Origin of the sequence: Streptomyces roseolus (assembly GCF_014649855.1) — a bacterium.
Taxonomy (GTDB): domain Bacteria; phylum Actinomycetota; class Actinomycetes; order Streptomycetales; family Streptomycetaceae; genus Streptomyces; species Streptomyces roseolus.
In genome coordinates this window covers 1-23999 of the sequence record NZ_BMTV01000006.1, presented here as the reverse complement: position 1 = coordinate 23999, position 23999 = coordinate 1, and the positions used below count along the sequence as shown (strand labels likewise).

The 23999-nt window shown below is 74.7% G+C and carries 20 protein-coding genes; 5 read left to right on the top strand and 15 right to left on the bottom strand.

The genetic code is table 11. The annotated features are described in order from the left end of the window. Positions 1-34: 34 nt before the first annotated feature. The 5 genes from IE245_RS08635 to IE245_RS08615 form a co-directional block, all read right to left on the bottom strand. The gene (locus IE245_RS08635) at positions 35-2254 is read right to left on the bottom strand and encodes an NADP-dependent isocitrate dehydrogenase (protein WP_189946178.1); all 2220 of its coding nucleotides are present in this window, start codon (positions 2252-2254) and stop codon (positions 35-37) included. Between the two features lie 42 nt (positions 2255-2296). Continuing rightward, a complete protein-coding gene (locus IE245_RS08630; protein ID WP_189946177.1) occupies positions 2297-3367 on the bottom strand; it encodes a phosphatase PAP2 family protein in 1071 nt (356 codons plus the stop codon). A 176-nt stretch (positions 3368-3543) separates the two neighbouring features. After that, entirely contained in the window at positions 3544-4578 is a 1035-nt protein-coding gene (locus tag IE245_RS08625; protein ID WP_189946176.1) for a LacI family DNA-binding transcriptional regulator, read from the bottom strand. A gap of 93 nt (positions 4579-4671) precedes the next feature. Further along, the gene (locus IE245_RS08620; protein ID WP_189946175.1) at positions 4672-5001 is read right to left on the bottom strand and encodes a putative quinol monooxygenase; all 330 of its coding nucleotides are present in this window, start codon (positions 4999-5001) and stop codon (positions 4672-4674) included. Between the two features lie 46 nt (positions 5002-5047). Beyond that, positions 5048-5848, bottom strand: coding sequence for an IclR family transcriptional regulator (locus tag IE245_RS08615; RefSeq protein ID WP_189946174.1), 801 nt, complete (start codon positions 5846-5848; stop codon positions 5048-5050). Between the two features lie 513 nt (positions 5849-6361). Here IE245_RS08615 and IE245_RS08610 point away from each other — a divergent pair. The 4 genes from IE245_RS08610 to IE245_RS08595 all read left to right on the top strand — a co-directional run bounded on the left by IE245_RS08610 (position 6362) and on the right by IE245_RS08595 (position 11362). Further along, positions 6362-8101, top strand: a complete 1740-nt coding sequence (locus IE245_RS08610; RefSeq protein WP_229851148.1) for a VanW family protein — start codon at positions 6362-6364, stop codon at positions 8099-8101. Positions 8102-8208: 107 nt separating this feature from the next. Beyond that, positions 8209-9246, top strand: coding sequence for a serine hydrolase domain-containing protein (locus IE245_RS08605; RefSeq protein ID WP_189946172.1), 1038 nt, complete (start codon positions 8209-8211; stop codon positions 9244-9246). A gap of 39 nt (positions 9247-9285) precedes the next feature. Then, entirely contained in the window at positions 9286-9828 is a 543-nt protein-coding gene (locus IE245_RS08600; protein ID WP_189946171.1) for a hypothetical protein, read from the top strand. A gap of 88 nt (positions 9829-9916) precedes the next feature. Beyond that, positions 9917-11362: a glyceraldehyde-3-phosphate dehydrogenase gene (locus IE245_RS08595; protein WP_189946170.1), complete on the top strand. Its 1446-nt coding sequence runs from the start codon at positions 9917-9919 to the stop codon at positions 11360-11362. 78 nt (positions 11363-11440) lie between these two features. Here the strand turns inward: IE245_RS08595 and IE245_RS08590 are convergent, their stop codons facing one another. The 10 genes from IE245_RS08590 to IE245_RS08545 all read right to left on the bottom strand — a co-directional run bounded on the left by IE245_RS08590 (position 11441) and on the right by IE245_RS08545 (position 23256). Further along, positions 11441-12157, bottom strand: coding sequence for a GntR family transcriptional regulator (locus IE245_RS08590; protein ID WP_189946169.1), 717 nt, complete (start codon positions 12155-12157; stop codon positions 11441-11443). 39 nt (positions 12158-12196) lie between these two features. Next, the gene (locus tag IE245_RS08585) at positions 12197-13150 is read right to left on the bottom strand and encodes an ornithine cyclodeaminase family protein (protein ID WP_189946168.1); all 954 of its coding nucleotides are present in this window, start codon (positions 13148-13150) and stop codon (positions 12197-12199) included. After that, positions 13147-14202: a proline racemase family protein gene (locus IE245_RS08580; protein WP_229851181.1), complete on the bottom strand. Its 1056-nt coding sequence runs from the start codon at positions 14200-14202 to the stop codon at positions 13147-13149. The genes IE245_RS08585 and IE245_RS08580 overlap by 4 nt, the downstream gene beginning before the upstream one ends. Beyond that, positions 14190-15194 (bottom strand): proline racemase family protein, encoded by a 1005-nt coding sequence (locus IE245_RS08575; RefSeq protein WP_189946167.1) that lies wholly within the window; start codon positions 15192-15194, stop codon positions 14190-14192. The genes IE245_RS08580 and IE245_RS08575 overlap by 13 nt, the downstream gene beginning before the upstream one ends. A gap of 22 nt (positions 15195-15216) precedes the next feature. Beyond that, a complete protein-coding gene (locus IE245_RS08570) occupies positions 15217-16116 on the bottom strand; it encodes a dihydrodipicolinate synthase family protein (RefSeq protein WP_189946166.1) in 900 nt (299 codons plus the stop codon). A gap of 82 nt (positions 16117-16198) precedes the next feature. Continuing rightward, complete coding sequence (locus tag IE245_RS08565) at positions 16199-17644, bottom strand: FAD/NAD(P)-dependent oxidoreductase (RefSeq protein WP_189946165.1); 1446 nt, start codon at positions 17642-17644, stop codon at positions 16199-16201. Beyond that, positions 17625-17942, bottom strand: coding sequence for a (2Fe-2S)-binding protein (locus tag IE245_RS08560; RefSeq protein WP_189946164.1), 318 nt, complete (start codon positions 17940-17942; stop codon positions 17625-17627). The genes IE245_RS08565 and IE245_RS08560 overlap by 20 nt, the downstream gene beginning before the upstream one ends. After that, a complete protein-coding gene (locus tag IE245_RS08555) occupies positions 17939-19114 on the bottom strand; it encodes an NAD(P)/FAD-dependent oxidoreductase (RefSeq protein WP_189946163.1) in 1176 nt (391 codons plus the stop codon). Before IE245_RS08555 ends, IE245_RS08560 begins: the two co-directional genes overlap by 4 nt. Positions 19115-19184: 70 nt before the next feature. Then, positions 19185-21563, bottom strand: a complete 2379-nt coding sequence (locus IE245_RS08550; protein ID WP_189946162.1) for a collagenase — start codon at positions 21561-21563, stop codon at positions 19185-19187. Between the two features lie 232 nt (positions 21564-21795). Beyond that, positions 21796-23256, bottom strand: coding sequence for a tetratricopeptide repeat protein (locus tag IE245_RS08545; RefSeq protein ID WP_189946161.1), 1461 nt, complete (start codon positions 23254-23256; stop codon positions 21796-21798). A 193-nt stretch (positions 23257-23449) separates the two neighbouring features. Here IE245_RS08545 and IE245_RS08540 point away from each other — a divergent pair, with 193 nt between their 5' ends. Further along, complete coding sequence (locus tag IE245_RS08540) at positions 23450-23920, top strand: GNAT family N-acetyltransferase (RefSeq protein ID WP_189946160.1); 471 nt, start codon at positions 23450-23452, stop codon at positions 23918-23920. The last annotated feature ends 79 nt before the right edge of the window (positions 23921-23999 follow it).

Genomic DNA, 23999 nt, shown 5'->3' with positions numbered 1-23999 from the left:
GCTCCGGCCGGGGCGGCGTGCGTCGGGTGCCGGATCAGGCGAGGGACGCGACGGCCTCGTTGAACGTGGCGGACGGGCGCATCACGGCCGCGGCCTTGGCCGGGTCGGGCTGGTAGTAGCCGCCGATCTCGGCCGGGGAGCCCTGGACGGCGTTCAGCTCGTCGACGATCTTCTGCTCGTTGGCGGTGAGCGTCTCGGCGAGCGGGGCGAAGGCCTTGGCGAGCTCGGCGTCCTCGGTCTGCTTGGCCAGCTCCTGGGCCCAGTACAGGGCCAGGTAGAAGTGGCTGCCGCGGTTGTCGATGCCGCCGATGCGACGGGTCGGCGACTTGTCCTCGTTGAGGAAGGTGCCGGTGGCGCGGTCCAGGGTGTCCGCGAGGACCTGGGCGCGGGCGTTGCCCGTGGTGGTGGCCAGGTGCTCGAAGGAGGCGGCCAGCGCGAAGAACTCGCCGAGGGAGTCCCAGCGGAGGTAGTTCTCCTTGACGAGCTGCTGGACGTGCTTCGGGGCGGAGCCGCCGGCGCCGGTCTCGAAGAGGCCGCCGCCCGCCATCAGCGGGACGACCGACAGCATCTTGGCGCTGGTGCCCAGCTCCAGGATGGGGAAGAGGTCGGTCAGGTAGTCGCGGAGGACGTTGCCGGTGACGGAGATGGTGTCCTCGCCGCGGCGGATGCGCTCCAGGGAGAACTTGGTCGCCTCGATCGGGGACAGGATCCGGATGTCCAGGCCCTCGGTGTCGTGCTGCGGCAGGTACTCGTTCACCTTGGCGATGAGCCGCGCGTCGTGGGCGCGGTTCTCGTCCAGCCAGAAGACGGCCGGGGCGCCGGTGGCGCGGGCGCGGGTGACGGCGAGCTTGACCCAGTCCTGGATCGGGAGGTCCTTGGTCTGGCAGGCGCGGAAGATGTCGCCCTCGGAGACCTCCTGCTCCAGCAGGACGGTGCCCTCGGAGTCGACGATGCGGACGGTGCCCGCCTCGGCGATCTCGAAGGTCTTGTCGTGGGAGCCGTACTCCTCGGCCTTCTGCGCCATGAGGCCGACGTTCGGGACGGAGCCCATGGTGGCCGGGTCGAAGGCGCCGTTGGCCTTGCAGTCCTCGATGACGGCCTGGTAGACGCCGGAGTAGCTGTGGTCCGGGAGGACGGCGAGGGTGTCGGCCTCCTGGCCGTCCGGGCCCCACATGTGGCCGGAGGTGCGGATCATGGCCGGCATCGAGGCGTCGACGATGACGTCGGACGGCACGTGCAGGTTGGTGATGCCCTTGTCGGAGTCGACCATGGCGAGGGCGGGGCCCTCGGCGAGCTCGGCGTCGAAGGAGGCCTTGATCTCGGCGCCGTTCGGGAGGGCGGCGAGGCCGTTCAGGACGGTGCCGAGGCCGTCGTTGGCGGAGAGGCCGGCGGCGGCGAGGTCCGCGCCGTACCGGTCGAAGGTCTTCGGGAAGAAGGCGCGCACGACGTGGCCGAAGACGATCGGGTCGGAGACCTTCATCATGGTGGCCTTGAGGTGCACGGAGAAGAGCACGCCCTCGGCCTTGGCGCGGGCGACCTGCTCGCTGAGGAAGGTGCGCAGGGCGGCGGCGCGCATGACGGACGCGTCGACGACCTCGCCGGCGATCACCTTGAGCGGCGCGCGCAGCTCGGAGGTGGTGCCGTCGGCGGCGGTGAACTCGAAGCGCAGGGTGTCGTCCTGGGCGATGACGACGGACTTCTCCGTGGAGGCGAAGTCGTTCTCGCTCATGGTGGCGACGCTGGTCTTGGACTCGGAGGTCCAGGCGCCCATGCGGTGCGGGTGGTTCTTGGCGTAGTTCTTGACCGAACCGGGGGCGCGGCGGTCGGAGTTGCCCTCGCGCAGGACCGGGTTGACGGCCGAGCCCTTGATCTTGTCGTAGCGGGCGCGGACGTCCTGGTCCTGCTCCGTCTTCGGGTCGTCCGGGTAGTCCGGGAGGGCGTAGCCCTGGCCCTGGAGCTCGGCGATCGCGGCCTTCAGCTGCGGGATCGAGGCCGAGACGTTCGGCAGCTTGATGATGTTGGCCGCGGGGGTCTTGGCCAGCTCGCCGAGCTCGGCGAGGGCGTCGCCGATGCGCTGCTCCTCCTGGAGGAACTCGGGGAAGCTGGCGATGATGCGGCCCGCGAGCGAGATGTCACGCGTCTCGACCGTGACGCCTGCCGTGGAGGCGTACGCCTGGATCACGGGCAGGAACGAGTACGTCGCCAGGGCAGGCGCCTCGTCGGTGTGCGTGTAGATGATGGTCGAGTCAGTCACCAGGTGCTCCGCTCCACGTCTGCGAATCGAGATTGCTCGACATCAAGATATCTCGTGATCGTGGTTCTCCGTAAAGGGCCCCACGAGCTCGCCTTGGTCGGGGGCTCCGGAGTCCTCCACGAAGGGGCCTCCGAGCCGGTACGCGGCGGGGCCGCCGTCCAGGTCGACGTGGCGGACGAGGGCGAGGAGGGCGAGGCCCGTGGCGGCGCCGACCCCGGCGGCGAGGGCCTGGCCGCAGCGGTGGGCGAGGCGGAGCTCGTCGGGGTCGTACGGGGCGGTGGCGGGCAGTCCGAGGGTGTCGCCGAGGAGCAGGAATCCGGCCACGAGCCCACCGGTGGCGACGAGCGCCAGCGGCAGGGTGACGGGGAGGCCGCGCAGGGCGGTGCCGCGGCGGGCGCCGGGGCGGACCTTGCCGCGGCGGGCGAGCAGGGCGATCAGTCCGCACTGGACGGCGAGGGCGAGCAGGGCGGCGGCCATGACGTCGCCCGGACGGTGGTCGCCCGCGGCGATCGAGTACGCGCCGAGGAGCACGGCCCACAGGGTCGCGGCGCCGGTGACCAGGGCCCGGGAGTGCCGGGGGACGACCAGCGGGAGGGCGAGGGCGACCCCGAAGGCGAGGGTGGCGGTGGCGCTGGGGAACCCGCTGGGCACGAGCGCCCCGACGCCGTCGACGGGCCGGGGGCGGGGGGCGTACCGCTGGAGGAGTCCGGTGACGGCGAGGGAGACGGCGACGGCTCCGGCGGCGGCGCCGGTGAGCGCGTACCGCTTGCGCACGGCGCCGATGCCGACGAGGAGGACGCAGGCGAGGACGAGGGAGAGGGTGGCGGCCCCGGCGAGCGAGGGATGGTCGCGGACGAGGGCGGCGACACGGGTGTCGGCGCGCCGGCCGGTGACGGCGGCGTCGCCCCAGCGTCGGCCGGTGGCGGTGAGCACGAGTCCCGCGTAGACGAGCGTGAGGAGCAGGATCGCTCCGAGGCAGGCACGCCGGGTCCGGGTGCGGACGCGGGTGCTGAAGGAGTCGGCGGCCTCGGCGGCCACGGCGGCGTACCACCAGGTCTCGCCGGCCTTCGGCGACCTCGGGGAGCCGCCTGTGCGCCTGTCGTAGGGAGCCATGTCCCGATTCGAACCCATGCGCGTCCGGGCCGCCTGCTGGGATCACCCGAACGACACGCCGGGGAGCGGATTCCGTCCTCACGGGGTCCGCGCCGCGCGAGGAGGGCGCCGCCGGAGGCGCGCGGGGGCGCGAACGCCCCGGGGTGGCGCGATCGTGCCGGTGGCGGCGGCCGGCGTCAGGAGGACGCGCGGACGACGAGTTCGGTGGGGAGCATCCGGCGGGGCTGGTCGTCGGGTTCGCTCGGGGAGGCGATCTCGGCCAGGAGCATGCGGGCCATGGTGCGGCCCATCTCCTCGATGGGCTGGCGGACGCTGGTGAGCGGCGGGTCCATGAGGCGGGCGACGGCGGAGTCGTCGACGCCGACGAGGGCGACGTCCTCGGGGACGCGGCGGCCGGCCTCGCGCAGCACGGCCCGGGCGCCGGCCGCCATCACGTCGGAGGCGGCGAAGACGGCGTCGAGGTCCGGGGCGCGGTCGAGGAGTTCGCGCATGGCGCGGCGGCCGCCCTCCTCGGTGAAGTCGCCGGTGGCGACCAGGGCGTCGTCGGCGGGGAGCCCGGCCTCGGCGAGGCCCTCGCGGTAGCCGTCGAGGCGGCAGCGGGCGCCGTACATGTCGAGGGGGCCGGTGACGGTGGCGATGCGGCGGCGGCCGGCGGCGGCGAGGTGGGCGACGGCGGTGCGGCCGGCGCCGGTGTTGTCGGAGTCGACGAAGGCGACGGGCTCGTCCTCGCGGCGGCGGCCGTTGAGGACGGCGGGCAGGCCGAGGGCGCGGACCTGGTCGGGCAGCGGGTCGTCGGCGTGCACGGAGACGAGCAGGACGCCGTCGACGCGCTGGGCGGCGAGGTACTGCTCGAAGCGCTGGCGCTCCTGGTCGCTGCGGATCAGGGTGAGCAGCAACTGCTTGTCGGCGTCGGCGAGTTCGCCGCTGACGCCGCGGATGATGTCGAGGAAGTACGGTTCGGCGAAGAGCCGGGCCTCGGTCTCGGGGACGACGAGGGCGACGGCGTCGGTGCGGCTTCCGGCCAGGGCGCGGGCGGCACGGTTGGGGACGTAGCCGAGTTCGGCGACGGCCTTCTCGACGGCGGCCCTGGCCTGTTCGCTCACCTTCGGGGAGCCGTTGATGACCCGGGAGACGGTGCCGCGGCCGACTCCGGCCCGGGCCGCGACCTCCTCCAGGGTGGGCCTGCCGGTCTGTCGCCCGCTCACCGCCATGCGCCGCTTCTCCCCTCGGCCCCGGGCCCGCCGCCCGCCGTCCGCCCGTACTGTGCGGCGAACCTATCAGGCGGGCGGCGGGCCCCGGCGGGATCAGACGTCGGCGGGCGCGAGCTCCGCCATCGGGCCCCAGCCCCGCTGCTCCGTCTTCACGTTGATGATCTCGGGAGTGGCGGCGACGGCACCGGCCATGGCGGCGAGTCCGGCGGCGAAGTGGTCGGAGGCGACGTGGACGGCGCCGGCCTCGTCGTCGGCGAACCCTTCCAGGAGGGTGAAGACGTTCGGGTCGTCGACGCCGCGGGACCAGTCGAAGAACAGGTTGCCCGGCTCGGCGCGGGTGGCGGCGGTGAAGTCGGCGACCAGGTCGAGCCACTGGTCGGCGAGGTCGGGGCGGACGGTGAAGCGCACGGCGATGAAGATCATGCGGTCAGGCTGCGCCGGGCGGCCCGGTGCGGGCCAGGCCGGCCGGTCAGGATTCCGGCAGGGCCGGAAAGTCCGGCACCGCGCGGGCCAGCGCGGCCCGGACCGCGCCCTGGCGGCGGGCGAAGTCCGCGGTGGGCAGGGAGACGGAGAGGGCGTGCACGATGCCGTCGCCGCGGTCGGGCACGGCGACCGCGAGGCAGGTGTACGCGAGGTCCGCCTCGCCGACGGAGACGGCGTAGCCCTGGCCGCGGACGGTGGCCATCTCGGCCTCGAAGCGTTCGGCTCCGGTGATGGTCCGCTCGGTGAAGCGGGCCATGCCGTGCTCGGCGAGGTAGCGGCGGCGCCGGGAGCGCGGCAGGGCGGCGAGGAGCGCCTTGCCGTGCGCGGTGGCGTGGGCGCGGGCCTCCGGTCCGGGGGCGAAGGGGTGGGCGGTGTCGGTGACGGGGGCGGTGGTGTCGACGACGGTGATCAGGCCGTCGCGGTAGGCGGTGTGGTACGCCTCCGCGCCGGTCGCCCGGCGCAGCCGCCCGAGGAGTTCGCCGGTGGGGGCGCCGAGGCCGTGGTGGCGGAGGTGGGCGCGGTGCAGGGCCGGGACGCGGGGCCCGGGGGCGTACCCCTCGGCGGTACGGACGAGGTGCCCGCGGGCGAGCAGCGGCCCGGCCAGGTGGTAGACGGTCGAGAGCGAGCAGCCCAGCGTCCGCGCGAGCGCCTTGGCCCCGACGGCCCGCCCGGCGTCGGCGACCAGGTCCAGCAGCTCCAGCGCCCGCTCCACCGACTGCGGCCCGACGGCGGCCCGGTGCGGTTCGGGGTGCGGGTGAGAGGGGGGAAGCGGGGCGTCGGCGGGCATCGGACCAGGGTAGCCGCGGGGGCTCCCTGGGAGGCGGGGCACCGGTGCCCGCCGGGGAGCGGGCCCGGCGGGCGCCGGGGCGGCCCGGGTGGGCCGGAGGCGGCCCGGGCAGACCGGGGGCGGCGGGCGCGGGGGCGGCCTAGGGGGCCGGAGGGCCAGCGGCCCGGCGGGAGGCCGGGGCCGCCTCGCGGGCCGGGGGGAGGCGTGCGGGCCGGGGGCTGCCCACGTAGACACCGGAGACAGCCCGGGCGGGCCGGAGACTGGCGGGCGCGGGGGCGGCCTAGGGGGCCGGAGGGCCAGCGGCCCGGCGGGAGATCGGGGGCCGCCTCGCGGGCCGGGGGCGGGGTCGGCGGGAGGCCGGAGGCGGGGTGCGCGAGCCCGGTTCCGCACCCTCCGTGACGGGGACGTCGCATGGGGTATCGCCGCAGGTCAGCACGGCTTTATGTGCATTTGGCACTCTTTCGACGTACCGTCGTGAGGATTCCCTTGTCATCGACGCACCCGGGAGAGCGTGTGCCCCGCCCCAGGACCGACCATGCCCCGACGCACGCCGCCACGAGCCGCCCACGGTGGCGGACGGCCGCGATCGCCACGGGCGTCGTCGCCGTCGCGGCGGGCGGTCTCTACGTGGCCGGTCTGGTGGCCACCGGCGACGACATATCCGCCGGCACCCGGGCCGGCGGCATCGACATAGGCGGCCTGAGCAGGGCCGAGGCCGCCGAGCGGCTGCGGGCGCAGGCCCCGGCGGCCTGGACGGCGCCCATCGCGGTGAAGGTGGGCGAGCGCACGGAGAGCGTCTCCCCGGCCGCCGCCGGACTGACGGTCGACGCGGAGGCGACGGCCGAGAAGGCCGCCGACCCGTCCAAGGACCCCTTCACCGTCATCGGCCGGCTCTTCTCCCCCGGCGACCGCGAGATCGAGCCGGTCCTCGCCCAGGACGCCGCGAAGACCGAGGCGGCCGTCACCGCGCTGGCGAAGCGGAACGACCGGGCCGTCAAGGAGGGCTCTGTCTCCTTCCGGGACGGCGAGGCCGTCGCCACCCGGCCCGTCATCGGGCAGAAGCTGGACACGGCGAAGGCCGCCGAGGCCCTGCGGGCCGCCTACCCGGCCTCCCCCGGTGCCGCCGCCCTCGCCCTGCCGGTGACGCTGACCGAGCCGAAGCTGCCCGCCGCCGAGCTGACCCGCTTCCTCGACACGTACGCCCGGCCCGCCGTCTCCGGGCCGGTGACGCTCACCGTGGGCGACGAGCGGCTGCGGATATCCCCCGAGACCCTCGGCGACCACCTCACCGTGAAGAACGACGGCGGCCGGCTGACCGGCGCCCTCGACACCACGGCCCTGCTGCGCGACCCGGACGTCGCCCGCCCGCTGGCCTCCATGACGGGCGCGCCGGTGGAGGGCACCCTGGGCGTGCGGGACGGCAGGGTCGTCGTGGTGAAGGAGGGCAAGCCGGGCCGCGAGGTGACCGAGAAGTCGCTGGCCGCCGCCGTGGACCCGCTGCTCACCCGGACCGGGGAGGCGGCCCGTACCGCCGCCGTGGCCACCAAGGTCACCCAGCCGCAGGTGAGTTCCGCCACCCTCGACTCGCTCGGCGTGAAGGAGCAGATGTCGACCTTCACCGTGAACTTCCCCACCGCGCCCTACCGGACGATCAACATCGGCCGGGCCGCCGAGCTGATCAACGGCTCGCTGGTGCAGCCGGGCGAGGTGTGGAGCTTCAACGAGACGGTCGGCGAGCGCACCGAGGAGAACGGTTTCGTCGACGGCACGATGATCCTCGACGGCCGCTACCAGGAGGCGCCCGGCGGCGGGGTGTCGGCGGTGGCGACCACCGTCTTCAACGCGGTCTTCTTCGCCGGCGTGCAGCCCGTCGAGTACGGCGCCCACTCCTTCTACATCGAGCGCTACCCGGCCGGCCGGGAGGCGACCGTCGCCTGGGGCAGCCTGGACCAGAAGTTCCGCAACGACTCCGGCAAGCCGATCTACATCGCGGCGAGCGCCACGGACTCCTCGGTGACCATCACCTTCTACGGCACCAGGAAGTACGACTCCGTGGAGGCGGAGGCCGGTCCGCGCACGAACATCACGAAGCCGGAGAAGCGCGAGGCGACCGGCGAGACGTGCGTGCCGCAGGAGCCCCTGGAGGGCTTCGACATCGCGGTCGACCGGGTCTTCAAGAACGGCGGCGAGGAGGTCAAGCGGCAGACCTTCAAGACGCACTACACCCCGCGCGACGAGGTCGTCTGCAACTGACCCCCGCCGGCCCGTCCGGGCCGGAACGGTGTCCTCCACGCCGCGGGCGGGCATGCATCCCGGGTGCGGCCGGACCGGGGCCGCTCCGAGCCCTGCCGGAGGAGTCCGTGGCGGAGCGCAGCGACCTTCCCCCCTACGCCCGGCTGCTGGCCGGTGCGGTCCAGGACGGCGTGTGTCCGGGTGCCGTGTGGGCGGTCGGCGATCCGTCCGGCACCCGCTCCGCCGGCGCGGTCGGCGTCCTCGACCCGGCCCGGCCCGAGGAGCCGGTCCGCCCGGACACCCTCTTCGACGTGGCCAGCCTCACCAAGATCCTCACGGTCTGGGCGGTGACCGGGACCCTCGTGGACGCGGGGAAGCTGGACCTGTCGGCACCGCTCGGCACCCTCTGGCCGGCGGCGGCCGGCCGGCCGGTGGGCCGGGTCACCGCGCACCACCTGCTCACCCACACAGCCGGGATGCCGCTCCGGGCCAACCTGCGCTTCCTGTACGGCTCCGATCCGCAGGACATCAGGGACGGGGTGCTCTCGGAGCCGCTGCGGCACCCGCCCGGCGCGGCCGTCGCGTACACCGACCGGGCCGCGCTCGTCCTCGGCTGGCTGGCCGAGCACCTGACCGGCCGGCCGCTGGCCGAGCTCGCGCGCGAGCGGGTCTGGGCGCCGCTGGGCATGCGGGAGACCCGCTGGGGCCCGCTGCCGCCGGCGGAGGCCGTCCGCTGCGCGCCCACCGAGTACGACGAGGAGACCGGCCGCCGGCTGCGGGGCACGGTCCACGACTTCTCCGCCCGGCTCCTCGGCGGGGCGTGCGGGATCGCCGGCGTCTTCACCACGGCCGGGGACACCGGCCGCTTCCTGCGCGGGGTGCTCTCCCCGCCGCCCGGCACCTTCTCGCCCGCCTGGACGGACGCCTCCCTGCGCGTCGGCACGGGCGTCCTCGAACCGCCGCGCGGCCTCCTGTGGCATCCGGCGCCCGGCACCGGGCCCGCGGACGACGTGTGGGCGCACTTCGGCTTCACCGGCACCGCGATGTGGGTCTCCCCCGCCCGCGCCCGCTGGGCCGTGCTGCTCACCAACCGGCTGTACGTGACCCGCGACCCGGCTCCGCTCGCGCGGGTCCGCGAGACCTTCCGGACGTACGCCTTCGCCTGAGCGGCGGGCGCTGTCGGTGGCCGCCCCTACGGTGCTGCCGTGGCGAACTCCTATACGACCCTGTGGACCAACGAGCTGTGCCGGGAGCTGGAACGCTCCGGGGAGGAGGGCCTGCGGCCGACGGTCCTCTTCGGCGGGCCCTACGCCTCGCAGCCCAGCTTCGTGCGGGCCGGGGTGCGGCCCGGCGACACCGTCTACCCGGTGCGGGCGCACCGCACCCGGCTCCATGTGCTGGGGTCGATGGAGGTGTCCCGCGTCCTCACCCACGAGGAGGCGGGCTCCGAGCTCCACGACGACGACTACGCGAAGCTCCTGTACTGGCGGCGGCTCAAGACCGGCTTCGTGACGGAGGTGCTGCTCGGCCCGCCGGGCTCGCCGCTCTCCTTCGACACCGTGGTCCCCGGCGACCTGCTGGAGCGGCTGACCTACACCTCCCGCCGGGGCGAGCGGACCCTGAAGTACGTGGAGGACGGCAGGCTGATGCGCTCGAACAGCCTCCACGGCGTCTACCGGCTGGCGCCCCGATCGGCAGCGGAGCTGCGACGGCTGGTCGCCGACCGGTTCCGGGGACCGGAAGTGTGAGCTGACGGACAGACGTTCGGCCCCCTTGTGGGGGCCGAGGAGCTGCGGGTTACCATATGAGCGCCGTCTAGCTCGAAAGATAACTCTTGTGACTGTCAATGATGACTCGTTCACCAGCTGGAAGAACCGTGAGGAGATCGCGGAGTCGATGATCCCGATCATCGGGAAGCTGCACCGTGAGCAGGACGTCACCGTCCTCGTTCACAGCCGCTCCCTGGTGAACAAGTCGGTCGTCAGCATCCTCAAGACGCACCGCTTCGCCCGCCAGATCGCCGGCGAGGAGCTCTCGGTCACCGAGACGCTGCCTTTCCTGCAGACGCTCACCACGCTCGACCTCGGTCCCTCGCAGATCGACATCGGCATGCTCGCCGCCGAGTACAAGGCCGACTCGCGCGGCCTGACGGTCGAGGAGTTCACCGCGGAGGCCGTCGCCGGCGCCACGGGTGCGAACAAGATCGAGCGCCGTGACGGCCGGGACGTCGTCCTCTACGGCTTCGGCCGCATCGGCCGCCTCGTCGCCCGCCTCCTCATCGAGAAGGCCGGTTCGGGCAACGGCCTGCGGCTGCGCGCCATCGTCGTGCGCGGCGGCGGCGAGCAGGATCTCGTCAAGCGCGCCTCCCTGCTGCGCCGGGACTCGATCCACGGCCAGTTCCAGGGCACCATCACCGTCGACGAGGCGAACGGCTCCATCGTCGCCAACGGCAACACGATCAAGGTCATCTACGCCAACGACCCCTCCGAGGTCGACTACACGGCGTACGGCATCGAGAACGCCATCCTGATCGACAACACGGGCAAGTGGCGGGACCGCGAGGGCCTCTCCAAGCACCTGCGCCCCGGCATCGACAAGGTCGTCCTCACCGCGCCCGGCAAGGGCGACGTGCCGAACATCGTGCACGGTGTCAACCACGACACGATCAAGCCGGACGAGCAGATCCTCTCCTGCGCCTCCTGCACCACCAACGCCATCGTCCCGCCGCTCAAGGCGATGGACGACGAGTACGGCGTGCTGCGCGGTCACGTGGAGACCGTCCACTCGTTCACGAACGACCAGAACCTGCTGGACAACTACCACAAGGCCGACCGCCGCGGCCGTTCCGCGCCGCTCAACATGGTGATCACCGAGACCGGTGCCGCCTCGGCCGTCGCCAAGGCGCTGCCGGAGCTGAAGGCCCCGATCACGGGCAGCTCGATCCGCGTCCCCGTCCCGGACGTCTCGATCGCCATCCTCAGCCTGCGCCTGGGCCGCGAGACCACCCGCGACGAGGTCCTGGAGTACCTCCGCGACGTCTCGCTGCACTCGCCGCTGAAGCGCCAGATCGACTTCACCACGGCTCCCGACGCCGTCTCGATGGACTTCGTCGGCTCGCGCCACGCCTCCATCGTGGACGCCGGCGCGACCAAGGTCGACGGCGACAACGCGATCCTGTACCTGTGGTACGACAACGAGTTCGGCTACTCCTGCCAGGTCATCCGCGTCGTCCAGCACGTCTCGGGCGTCGAGTACCCGACCTTCCCGGCCCCGGCGGCCTGACCCCGCCCGCGCCTCACGCGAACGGCGCGCCGCGCTCCCCGAGGGGAGGGCGGCGCGCCGTTCGCGCGTGCCGGGGCGTCAGTTCCCGCGGACGGAGCGCAGCGCGCCGGCCGCCGGCTCGACCGGCTCGTCCCGGGCCTCGGCCCAGAGCGAGCGGACGTGGCCGAGGTGGCGCATCATGCACGCCTCGGCGCCCGCCCGGTCCCGGGCGAGCATGAGGTCGAGGAGTTCGACGTGCTCCTCGGCGGAGCTGATCAGCTTGCCGGCCTCGTCGAGCCCCGTCAGGCCGTAGAGCCGGGACCGCTTGCGCAGGTCACTCACGGTCTCCACCAGCCGGTCGTTGCCGGACAGGCCGAGCAGGGTGAGGTGGAACTGCCGGTCCGCCTCCAGATAGCCGATGAGGTTGTGGTCGCGGGCGTTGGAGACGATCTCCTCGGCCAGCGGGCGCAGCGCCTCCAGTTCCTCGGTGGTCGCGGTCTCGGTGACCCGGCCGACCGTGGGCACCTCGATGAGCATGCGCAGCTCGGTGCACTGGTCGAGCTCGCGCTCGCTGACCTCGGTGATCCGGAAGCCCTTGTTGCGGACCGGCTCGACGAGGCCCTCGCGGGCCAGGTCGAGCATGGCCTCGCGGACCGGGGTGGCGGAGACGCCGAGTTCGGCCGCGAGGCCGGGGGCCGAGTAGACGGTGCCCGGCTTCAGCTCCCCGGCGGTGAGCGCCGCGCGCAGCGCGTGGCCCACCTGGTCGCGAAGCCGCTCCTGGGCCTTGATGAGACTGTGCTGCTTCAGGTCACCCACGCCGTTCCTCCGAGATCCGCGGGCGACCAGCGTACAATGTCACGTTTCTCCGCCGGTGGCCGCCCGGTGGACCGCGACGGCCACGGCGAGATCCTGCCAGGCCATCCCCACGCTCTTGAAGAGGCGGGGGGCGGGCCCGGGCGGGGGCGGGGCCGGGCCCCGGACGAGGTCGGCGAGCGTGCCGGTGAGGTGTCCGGGTCCGATCGCCCCCTCCGTCTCGGGGATCAGCAGGTCGCCGGCCTCGCGGAGGGCCGCCGAGCGGGCCTCGACCCAGACCTCGGAGCGGCGCACGAGCGCGGTGTCGGTCTCGCGGGCGTCCGGCTCGTGCGAGCCGACCGCGACGACCACCGTTCCCGGCGCCACCCGCCGTCCGTCGAAGAGGGGTGCGCGGGCGGTGGTGCAGCAGACCACCAGGTCGGCCCCGGCCACCTCGTCGGCGGTACCGGTACGGCTCTCCGGGACGCCGGTCCCCCGGGCGTGCGCGGCGAGCGCCTCGGCCCGGCGGGGATCGCGGGCGACCACGGTGACGGAGGCGAGCCTCCGCACCGCGAGGAGCGCCTCGACGTGGCCGTACGCCTGCGGGCCCGACCCGAACACCATCATCCTCAACGGCCTGTCCGGCGGCGTGAGGTGACGGACCGCCAGGGCCGAGACGGCCGGGGTGCGCAGCGCGGTGAGCGCGGCGCCGTCGAGGAGGGCGCGGGGCCTGAGGGTGGCCCCGTCGAGGAGGAGGTAGCCGCCCGTGATCCGGGGCAGTCCGAGGGCGGTGTTGCCGGGCGCCACCCCGGCGATCTTCACCCCGGCCCAGCCTCCGGCGGCGGCCGGCATGAGCAGCAGTTCGCCGGCCGGGACGGGGACGGCGGAGCGCGGCGGGCAGGTCTCGGGGTCGAGGCCGTCCCGCAGGGCCCGGGCGAGCGCCTCGACGGCGGCGGCCGGGGCGAGCGCCCGGGTGACGGCGCCGCCGTCGAGGTACGGGACCGGCGGGGAGCTCACAGGAGGAACCCCGTGCCGAGCGGGTCGTGCGGGTCGAGCGTGAAGTGCGCCGTGCCGGTGCGGTGGGCGGTGCCGGTGACCTCGGTGACGAGTCCGCGGGCGGGGTCGCCGCCGGGGACGGCGCGGCCGGTGAAGACCGTGCCGGCGACGGACTCGTGGGTGAGGACCCGGCCTTCCTCCAGGCGGCCCTCGTCGGCGAGGAGGGCGAGCCGGGCGGAGGTGCCGGAGCCGCACGGGGAGCGGTCGATCTGGCCGTCGGCGAAGACGGTGACGTTCCGCTGGCGCGGCCCCCGCGGGGTGTCGGGCAGGTCCTCGTACAGGACGACGCCGTAGACGCCGGAGAGGAGCGGCCCGTCGGGGTGCCAGGTGGCGGGGTGGCCGGCGAGCGCGGTGCGGACCTCCCGTCCCGCCCGGGTGAGTTCGGGCAGGGACGCCCTGTCCACGGTGAGGCCGAGGTCGCGGGCGGGGACGGAGGCGTAGCAGGCGCCGGCGTGGGCGAGGTCGGCCTCGACGATGCCGAGGCCGGTGGCGACGGGGACCTTGCGGGCGGCGACCCGGGCGGGCACGTTCCGGAAGGTGACGCCGGTGGTGCGGCCGGCGGTCCGGTGGACGGTGGCGGTGACCCGCCCGGAGGGCACGTCGACGCGGACCGGGACGTCCCGGTCTCCGTCGCCGGCCGGGACGAGGCCGCTGTCGACGGCCCAGGCGGCGAGCGCCATGGTGCCGTGGCCGCAGGCGGTGGAGAAGCCGTCCTTGTGCCAGAAGAGGACGCCGAGGTGGGCGCCGTCGTCGTCGGGCGGGACGACGAAGCCGCCGTACATCCCGGCGTGGCCGCGCGGCTCCTGGACGAGGAGGCGGCGCAGCGCGTCCAGGGGGCCGGGGCGGGGGGCGGTGCCGGAGCCGCCGGGGCCGACGGCGGTGGCGCACCGCTCGGCGACGGTGTCGCCGGGGGCGGGCGGCAGTCCTTCGGCGACGATCCGGAAGGGTTCGCCGGCGGTGTGGTAGTCGATGACGCGGATCCCGTCCGCGGGGAGGGCGGTCACAACAGGAATCCGGCGGGGAAGGGGTCGGTGGGGTCGAGGAAGTACTGGGCGGTGCCGGTGATCCAGGCGCGTCCGGTGACGGTCGGGACGACGGCGGGCCGGCCGCCGACGGTGGTCTCGGCGACGAGCCGTCCGGTGAACTCGGTGCCGATGAAGGACTCGTTGACGAAGTCGGTGTCGAGGGGCAGCTGTCCGCGGGCGTGCAGCTGGGCCATGCGGGCGCTGGTGCCGGTGCCGCACGGGGAGCGGTCGAACCAGCCGGGGTGGATGGTCATGGCGTGCCGGGAGCGGGTGGCGTCGGAGCCGGGGGCGGCGAGGTAGACGTGCTTGACGCCGGCGACGGCGGGGTCCTCGGGGTGGACGGGCCGGTCGCCGCCCGCGTTGATCGCGTCCATGATCGCCAGTCCGGCGGTGAGCAGGTCCTGCTTGTGGGCGCGGTCGAAGGGGAGGCCGAGGGCGTCGAGTTCCACGAAGGCGTAGAAGTTGCCGCCGTAGGCGAGGTCGTAGGTGACGGTGCCGTGGCCGGGGACCTCTGTCTTGAGGTCGAGTCCGGCGCTGAAGGCGGGGACGTTGGTGAGGGTGACGGAGCGGGCGGCGCCGTCCTCGACGCGGACGGCGGCGGAGACGAGGCCGGCCGGGGTGTCGAGGCGGACGGTGGTGACCGGTTCGACGACCGGGACCATGCCGGTCTCGACGAGGACGGTGGCGACGCCGATGGTGCCGTGGCCGCACATCGGGAGCAGGCCGGAGACCTCGACGAAGAGGACTCCGTAGTCGGCGTCGGGCCGGGTCGGGGGCTGGAGGATCGCGCCGCTCATGGCGGCGTGGCCGCGCGGCTCGTACATGAGCAGGGTGCGCAGGGAGTCGCGGTGTTCGAGGAAGTGGAGCCGCTTCTCGGCCATGGTGGCGCCGGGGATCACCCCCACTCCGCCGGTGATCACCCGGGTGGGCATGCCCTCGGTGTGGGAGTCCACCGCGTGGTAGACGTGTCGGGTGCGCATGGGCTGTGTCTCTCCCCTCGGGTCAGCGGAGGCCTTCGGCGAGGACCTTCTCGGTGGCGGCGCGGACGGCGGCCTCGACGGCGCCGGTGAGCGGCAGGCGCGGCGCGCGGGTGGGTCCGCCGGGCCGGCCGGCGATGTCCATGGAGAGCTTGATGGCCTGGACGAACTCGGTCCTGGAGTCCCAGCGGTAGAGGCTGTGCAGGGCCTTGTAGAGCGGGAGCGCGGTGGCGAGGTCGCCGGCGACGGCGGCGCGGTAGAGGGTGGCGGCGGACTCGGGGAGGGCGTTGGGGTAGCCGCCGATCCAGCCGACGGCGCCCGCGAGGGCCAGTTCCAGGAGGACGTCGTCGGCGCCGGCGAGGAGGTCGAGTCCGGGGGCGAGTTCGGCGATCTCGTAGGCGCGGCGGACGTCGCCGCTGAACTCCTTGACGGCGACGACGGTGCCGTCGGCGTGGAGCGTGGCGAGGAGGGCGGGGGTGAGGTCGACCTTGGTGTCGATGGGGTTGTTGTAGGCGACGACCGGCAGCCCCGCCCGGGCGACCTCGGCGTAGTGGGCGCGGACGGAGGCCTCGTCGGCGCGGTAGGCGTTGGGCGGCAGGAGGAGGACGGATCCGGCGCCGGCCTCGGCGGCCTGCTCGGCCCAGCGGCGGGACTCGGCGGAGCCGTAGGCGGCGACGCCGGCCATGACGCGGGTGCCGTCGCCCGCGGCGGCGACGGCGGTGCGGACGACCGCGGCGCGCTCGGCGTCGGTGAGGGTCTGGTACTCGCCGAGGGAGCCGTTGGGCACGACGCCGTCGCAGCCGTGGGCGATCAGCCACCGGACGTGCTCGGCGTAGGCGTCGAGGTCGACGGAGAGGTCCTCGCGCAGCGGCAGCGTGGTGGCGACCATGATGCCGTGCCAGGGGCGGGTGCGGGTGTCGGGCATGGTGACGTACTCCTTTGTAGTGTGTGACATTTTACTAAGGGGCGTACGGCGGCCACAAGAGTGCGGTCGCCGCGGAAAGGGGCTAGTCGACGGGGAGTTCCGCGAGCTCTCCGAGGCGTACGGGGCAGGCCAGCGGGCGTCGGTCGGCGGCGGGTCCGCCGCCGGCGAGCGCGGCCACCGCCGGACCGCACACGCGGCCCTGGCACCAGCCCATCCCGGCGCGGGTCAGCAGCTTGACGGTGCGGGCGTCGGTGGCGCCCAGCTCCTCCACCGCCTCGCGGATCCGCCCGGCCGGCACCTCCTCGCAGCGGCAGACGGCGGTCTCCTCGGGGAGCCAGCCGGTCCATCCGCCGCCGGGCCGGTGGGCGGCGCCCATCGCGTCGGCGAAGGCCCGCAGCCGGGCGCGGCGCCGGACGAGGGCGGCCGGGACGGCCCGTCCGGCGATCGAGTGGGCGGCGATCTCGCCCTCGGTGAGGGCGAGTTGCGCGCCGCCGATGCCGCCGGTCTCGCCCGCCGCCCAGACGCCGGGCACCGAGGTGCGCAGTCCGGGAGTGAGGACGAGGGCGGCGGTGCCGTCGGCGGCGGTGCGGGTGGCGCAGCCGAGGGCGGTGGCGAGGGAGAGTTCGGGGACCAGGCCGTGGCCGACGGCGAGCGCGTCGCAGGGGATGCGGCGGCCGGTGCCGGGCAGGGGACGCCAGTCGTGGTCGAGCCGGGCGACGGTCACCGCCTCGACGCGGTCGGTGCCGTGCGCCTCGACGACCGCGTGCCGGAGCAGCGGCCGGACCCGGTGGCGGAGCAACGCGCCTCCGTAGCGGGCGCCTTCGGCGAGTTTGGCCGGGTTGCGCAGCAGGGTTCCGGTGTGGCGGGCGTACGGGCCGTACCCGGCGGCCTCGACGACGGCGGGCACCCGGGCGCCCGCGGCGGCCAGCGAGGCGGCGACGGCGAGCAGCAGCGGCCCGCTGCCCGCGACCACCACCCTCCCCCGAGCTCTCGGCTTCGCTCGAGCGGGGGGCACCCCCGTCCCGGGCAGCACGAGCCCGCTCTTCAGCATGGCCTGCGCTCCCCCGGCGCCGACGACTCCGGGCAGGGTCCAGCCGGGGAAGGGGAGCTGCCGCTCGTACGCCCCGGTGGCGAACAGCACGGCGCGGGCGCGTACCGGCTGCCCGGCCTCGTCGTCGGTGCGGGAGTGGACGGTCCAGTCGGCGCCGGAGCCGGTAACGCTCCACACCTGACGGTTCGGCAGATGACGTACGCGTCCGGCTCGTTCGTAGGCGCGCAGTTCGGCCTCGCGGCCCGTGAACGCCTTCCAGTCGTGGTGCAGGGCCTGGGGGCGGGTGGCGCCGAGGGCCGGGTCGGGGTGACGGTAGTACTGGCCGCCGGGGCGGGCTCCCGCGTCGAGCAGGGTGACGGTGAGGCCGAGCGCGGCGGCGGTGACGGCGGCGGCGAGTCCGGCGGGCCCGGCGCCGACGACGGCGAGGTCGGCTGCGGGGCCGGCGCCCGCGGCGGGGTCAGACGGCGAGGTCGTCATGGCCGGTTCCCTCCTGGCTGGTGACGAGGCCGCCGGGGCGGGCGGGGACGAGGCAGGCGCGGCGGTTGGGGGTGCCGTCGACGGTGACGAGGCAGTCGAAGCACTGGCCGATCCCGCAGAAGGCGCCGCGGGGTTCGCCGCCGCGCCGGGTGGTGCGCCAGGCGAGGATGCCCGCGCCCCACAGGGCGGCGGCGACGGTCTGGCCGGCGGCGGCCGGGACGTCCCGGCCGTCGAAGCGGAAGGTGAAGGTCTCCTGGGGCGCGCCGCCGACGAGGGCGCGCGGGGTGCGGCGGCTCAACTCTGCTGCTCCTGGGTCGGGGCGTCGGCGGGGCCGAAGTCGCGCTCGGGGCGGAAGGGCGCCGGGTCGAGCGGGGGCTCGGCGCCGGTGAGGGCGGCGGCGACCAGGGCGCCGGTGGCGGGGGCCAGGCCGATGCCGGCCCCTTCGTGGCCGCAGGCGTGGTGGAGGCCGGGGACCCGCGGGTCGGGGCCGATCGCCGGCAGGTGGTCGGGGAGGTAGGGGCGGAAGCCGTGGTAGGCGCGGAGCACCTGGACGCCGGCGAGGACCGGGAAGAGCGCGGTGGCCTGGGCGGCGAGCCGGCGCAGGGCCTCGGTGGAGAGCGAGCGGTCGAAGCCGACGCGTTCGCGGGTGGCGCCGATGAGGACCGGGCCGCCGGGGGTGCCCTCGACGACGGCGGAGGACTGGAGGGCGGCGGAGCCGCTGGCCACGTCGGCGATGTAGTCGGCGGCGTAGACCTTGTGGCGGACGACCCTCGGGAGGGGTTCGGTGACGAGGACGAAGCCCCGGCGGGGCAGCACGGGGAGGTGGACGCCGGCGAGCCGGGCGGCCTCGCCGCCCCAGGTGCCGGCGGCGTTGACGACGGCGGGGGCGAGGAGTTCGCGGCGCGGGGTGCGCACCCCGCGGACGGCGCCGGCCGGGCCGCGGAGGATCGCGGTGACCTCCTCGCCGAGGTGGAGCGCGGCGCCGGAGGCGGCGAGCAGCCGGGCGGCGGCCTGGGCGGGCTGCACCTGGGCGTCCTGCGGGTAGTGGAAGCCGCCGGCGAGGCCGGGGGCGAGGTGGGGTTCGAGGTCGGCGAGCCGGTCGGCGGGGATCTCGGCGGCGGTGACGCCGGCCTTCCGCTGGCCCTCCGCGAAGGTGCGGAGGGCCTGGAGGGCGGGCTCGTCGGGCGCCACGACGAGCCCGCCCTTGGGCTCGTACTCGGTCTCCGGCGGGAGTGCCGCGGAGAGTTCGCGCCAGAGTCTCGTGGACAGCAGCGCGAGGTCGAGCTCGGGGCCCGCCTCCTTGTCGGAGACGAGCAGATTGCCTTCCCCGGCGCCGGTGGTGCCGCCCGCGACGGGACCGCGGTCGACCACGGCGACGGTGAGTCCGGAGCGCGCCGCGTAGTACGCGCAGGCGGCTCCGACGACGCCTGCGCCGATGATCACGACGTCCGGGGAGTGTCTGTTGGGCACGGCAGTAATATGTCACATTCTTCAGGCGCTGCCCAGGGGCCGGCGGCCCCTGGGCGGGACGGTCTTCCGGTCAGCTGCGCAGGGGGCCCTCGCAGCGGAAGTCCGAGGTGCCGGCGACCCGGTTGGACCAGATGCCGATCGGTCCGAAGCTGCAGTTCATGTCGGCCAGGTTGTTCAGCGCCTCGCCCGCGCGGTCGAGGAGGAAGTAGTCGACGGTCTCGGACATGTCCTTGAAGTTCTGGTCGTCGCTGCCCGCGTTCGACAGGTTCGCCGTGATCCGGCCGGTGCAGACGAAGCGGCGCTTGCCGGGCTCGCCGTTCTCGACGCAGTCCGGGGTGTTGTACGTGGCGTTGGCGAAGGCCGCCTTCACCCCGGCGACGGTCGAGTACGTGAGCTGCGCGTTGGGGACGTACGTGGTGTTCGGCACGAACAGCCGGTCGACCTGGGCGATCTGCGCGTCCAGGAAGCGGTCGTACGCCCGCTGGAGGGCGGCGTCGGAGCTGAGCCGCTCCCGCCAGGCGTCGTAGCCGGCGACGTCGTCGTTCCGCAGGCGGGTGTACATCTCGCGGATCAGGGAGGGGCGCTCGGTCCACAGGAACTCGAAGAAGGTGCCCGCGTAGCTGTAGAAGCGGAAGCCGTCGCCGTCGTAGGTGGCGTGCAGGATCTGACGGAGGCTCATCCGCGGGCCGCCGCCGGCCGTGTCGTCGATGATGCTCCGGACCAGGGACTTGCGGACGGCGATGCCGTCGTCCCGGGTGGCGCCGTCGAAGAACTCGGCGGTGCCCTCGTCCATGAAGGTGGTCCGGTCGCCCTGGTACCACGGCCCCTGGCCGAAGAAGCCGGGGACGGCGAAGCGCCCGTTGAGGTAGTGGGTGTACTCGTGGCGGAACAGCTCCTCCAGGGTGAGGGAGGAGTCCTGCGGGACGCGGCGCTGGTACGTGTAGAAGGTGGCGCCGTTCTCGATGTAGATGCCGCCGTTGTTCGTGTCGTACCCGGTCAGGATCGGGTGGTAGTTCTCGTAGTCGGCCCGGGAGCCGTACAGGACGATGTTCAGGGTGGTGTTGGGGTCGCCGGCCAGCGGCCGCTCGCTGCCGACCACCCGGTGGAACTGCGCCTTGACCTGCTTGCTCGCGTAGTACAGCTGGTCGACGGTGGCGCGGTCGAGACCGGTGCGGACCTTGAGGGCGGCGCCGGTTCCGGTGTCGTAGGTGTAGGTGTACGGGAAGATGCGGGCCTCTATGTCGGCCTTGCAGACGCCGTACGGGGCGCAGGCGTCGTAGACGTTCAGCCAGGACACGATCTTGGCCCAGGGCTGGCTGCCGGAGCCCCAGGCCCGCTCGACGGGGCCGATCATCGCGCCGAGGTCGGCGACGATCCCGTTCCGCAGGCCCGCGACCTCGCCGAAGCGCCCGTACTCGCTCAGCGCGTCGCGGGCGACCCAGGCGTTGGCGGTGCCCTTGAGGTGGGTGTGGCCGGCGAAGGCCTTGAAGACGGCACGGTAGCCGGGGTCGGCGGCGACGGCGGCGTGGAAGGCGGTGTCCCGGTTGCCGGAGTGGATCCCCAGGTAGTTGACGGACAGTCCGGCGAGGGCGGCGCCCGCCCAGGACGGGTCCAGGTTCGTGGCGGGGTGGGCCGGGTCCATGGTGGCGAGCACCTTGGCGATGAGGCCGAGCTGGTGCTGGCGCAGACCGGGGGCGCTGCCGGCGTAGAGGGCCTCGCGGAGGGTGCGGGCGTTGGACGCGGTGACGTCGAAGGTGCGGGCGGCGGAGCCGAAGGCGGCGATGGCGCGGCGGACGGCGTCGACGGTCGGGGCGTCGGTGACGTCGATCTCGTCGCGGGAGAAGTCGTGGTAGGCGACGGCGTGGAGATAGGTGAACATCTCCTCCAGGTGGGAGGAGTTGCGGCCGTCGTGGGCGGCGGCCAGGCCGGATATGCGCTGGGCGACGGCCTGCACGTGGGCGTCGGACATGACCGGGGCGAGGCGGGCGTCCCAGCTCCAGAGGAGGCCGCTCAGACAGCCGTCGGCGGTGACGGCCGGGTCGGCGAGGAAGTCCGCGAAGGCCGCCGGGGAGAGGCCGGTGACGCCGTCGAGGGTGCAGGGCACGCCGGCGACGGTGACGGCGGGGGCCGCCCGGACCGTGCCCCGCTCGGCCGTGGCCTCGGCCGCCTTCTTCGCCTGACCGGGGACGCGGGCCTTGGTGTCGCCGGTGCCGCCGGGGGCGGGAGCCGGGGCGGGCGTGGCGGTACGGGCCTCGGCGAAACGCTCCACCTCGTCGAAGGGGTTCGGCTCGGCGGCGGCGGGCGCGAAGGCTCCCGGCACGGCGGAGGCGGCGGCGCGCGGGGCGGGCGGCTCGGCGGCCTGCGTGGCCGCCTGGCCGGCGGAGGCCACGAGGGTCACCGCGATCGCGGTGGCGAGGAGGGAGGAGCGCACGACTCTGTGCTGGGACACGAGGTCTCCTGGATGCGGGTGGGGATGAGGGGGGGCGTGCGGCCGATCGGCGGAATCCGAACGCGAGTTGACGGGCAGACGGCCGTCCGCCGCACGAGCGGTAACATAGTAATGTGAAATTGCACTGACAAGCCCTGTGCACGGGTCAGTTGCGACGGCCGGGCGCCCCCCTCCGCGGGGGAACGGGGGGAGGGGGACGCCCGGCCCTCTCGTCCAGGGCCGAACCCGCCGGTCAGCGCGGCGAGTTCGGCACGGCTCCGAGCCCAGGCGCCGTCGGCCTCAGCCCCTTCGCCGCGCCCTCCGCCCGCTCGCGCGCCACCGCCGCGAGCGCCGCGTCACCGATCGCGTCGGCCAGCCGCGCCCTTCCCAGCCAGTTGTACGGGCTGTCGGGCCGCAGCCCGTCCCGCTCGCTCAGCAGGAGCCGTGCCCGGTCGTGCTCCCCGGCGGCGAGCGCCGATTCGAGGAGGGTGCGCTGGACGGCGTCGCGCTGGGCGTGGCTGCCGCCGAAGACCTGGATCCGGCGCCGCAGCGGCCAGAGCAGCTCCACCACGGCGGCGTGGTCGCCGCGCCCCTGCGCCAGCAGCGCCTCGCAGACCGGGAGACCGATCTGGGCCGTCATGGCGTGGTTGGAGAGGGCAAGCCGCTCCCCCGCGCCCTCGCCGTCGGCCAGCCAGCGGCGGCGGTCGGCCACCAGCGCCTCCGCCTCCGCGAGCCGGCCCGCCCCGACGTACGCCATCACCGCGTGGGCGTCGTTGAAGGCGTAGAACGGCGGATCGGCCCGTGCGGCCCAGGCGTCGGCGAGCCGCGCCCAGCGCTCCGGCTCCTCCCGGCCCGCGAGCCGCAGCCGCCACAACAGGGCGGCGGCGTCGAGGAGTTCCATGGCGAGCCCCGCCGACCCCTCGTGGTGGACGGCCGCGTCGTGGACGCGCAGCGCGGTCTCCTCCGCACCCGCCTCCAGGGCGTACAGCGCGTAGTGCCACCAGTTGTGCACCGTCAGGTAGTTGCCCCGCGTCCAGTCGTCCGCGCGGTCGTCGAGGAAGGCGACGCCCTCGGCGACCCGGCCCTGCATCTCGTACACGTGGGCCATCGCGTGCACCGCCCACACGTCCCCCGGGTGCCGCTCGACCGCCGCGAGCCCCGTCTCCTCCGCGCGCCGGTAGTGGCCCGACTCCTCCAGGCCGAAGGCGTACATGCCGAGCAGCGGCCCCCGGTGCTCGTCGGCCCTCCCCCACGCCGACAGGGCGCCGCCGATCCGGTCCCGCAGCCGGACGGCGTCGCCGGTGAGGAAGTCCAGCTGGTGTCCGGCGAAGAGGGCGAGGACGTCCCTCGGGTACGCGAGGGACAGCTCCTCCAGGAGGTCGCCCGCTCCGTGCAGGTCCCCGGCGAGACAGGCGCCGGCGGCGGCCAGGTGCAACCGCTCGCGCGCGGGCAGCGCGGAGGTGTCGCAGCCGGCGAGGAAGCCCTCGAAGCGGGTCCGGGCCGCCGCGGCGGCGGTGTGCTCGGTGCCGAGCACACCCAGATAGGCGGCGAAGGCCTGGGCGTCGGGCGAGCCGGGGCTCGCCGCGAGGGCGTCCGCGACGGCCGGGGTCACCTCGGGCCGGAAGAAGAGCAGGGCCTCCACGGCCCGGTCCAGATGTGCGGCCCCCTCGGGGGTGCAGGCGTACAGGGTGTTGCCGTAGCGGTCGGTCGCCAACGCGGATCCTCACCTCGGTTCCTCGGATGCTGCCGGGCGCCCGGACGGGCGGGACGCGGCCCTCCCGGCGGCACCGGAAGCGTGCCCCGGCCGCCCCCGCCCCACTCGGTCCGCGCCCCGACCGGCGTGATCCACTGTTCCCCGCACCACGGCACGCGGTGCGGGGAACACAGCACGAGGAGAGTGAACGTTCATGTCCGTCGCCGCCGACGCCGCCGTCCGGGTACGTCCGGTCCGGGAGGACGACTTCGCGCAGTGGCGCGCCCTGTACCGGGGCTACGCCGACTTCTACCGGGTCGAGCAGAGCGAGGAGGCGGCGGCGCTCGTCTGGTCGTGGCTCCACGACGCCGGCCACGAGGTGGAGGGACTGGTGGCGGAGGGGGCCGACGGACGGCTCGTGGGGCTCGCGCACTTCCGGGCCTTCGCCCGGCCGCTCTCCGCGTCGGTCGGCGGCTGGCTCGACGACCTGTTCGTGGACCCGGCGAGCCGGGGCACCGGCGCCGCCGATCTGCTGCTCGCCGCGCTGCGCGGGATCGGCGCGGAGCGCGGCTGGAGCGTCGTCCGCTGGATCACGGCCGACGACAACCACCGCGCCCGCTCCAAGTACGACCAGGTGGCCACGCGCACGATGTGGGTCACGTACGACATGGCCACCGGGGCCTGAGGCGGCTAGGGTCTGTTGTGAAAGTGCTGGTCACAGCCACTCGTTGATGGCTGCGACCAGCACGGTCGCTTCGTAGCGG

Coding starts and splice junctions, on each gene's coding strand:
- IE245_RS08625 (WP_189946176.1), bottom strand. CDS start 4,578: ATGGCGGTGAGCGGGCGACAGACCGGCAGGCCCACCCTGGAGGAGGTC.
- IE245_RS08565 (WP_189946165.1), bottom strand. CDS start 17,644: ATGACGACCTCGCCGTCTGACCCCGCCGCGGGCGCCGGCCCCGCAGCC.
- IE245_RS08540 (WP_189946160.1), top strand. CDS start 23,450: ATGTCCGTCGCCGCCGACGCCGCCGTCCGGGTACGTCCGGTCCGGGAG.
- IE245_RS08620 (WP_189946175.1), bottom strand. CDS start 5,001: ATGATCTTCATCGCCGTGCGCTTCACCGTCCGCCCCGACCTCGCCGAC.
- IE245_RS08570 (WP_189946166.1), bottom strand. CDS start 16,116: ATGCCCGACACCCGCACCCGCCCCTGGCACGGCATCATGGTCGCCACC.
- IE245_RS08630 (WP_189946177.1), bottom strand. CDS start 3,367: ATGGCTCCCTACGACAGGCGCACAGGCGGCTCCCCGAGGTCGCCGAAG.
- IE245_RS08615 (WP_189946174.1), bottom strand. CDS start 5,848: ATGCCCGCCGACGCCCCGCTTCCCCCCTCTCACCCGCACCCCGAACCG.
- IE245_RS08575 (WP_189946167.1), bottom strand. CDS start 15,194: ATGCGCACCCGACACGTCTACCACGCGGTGGACTCCCACACCGAGGGC.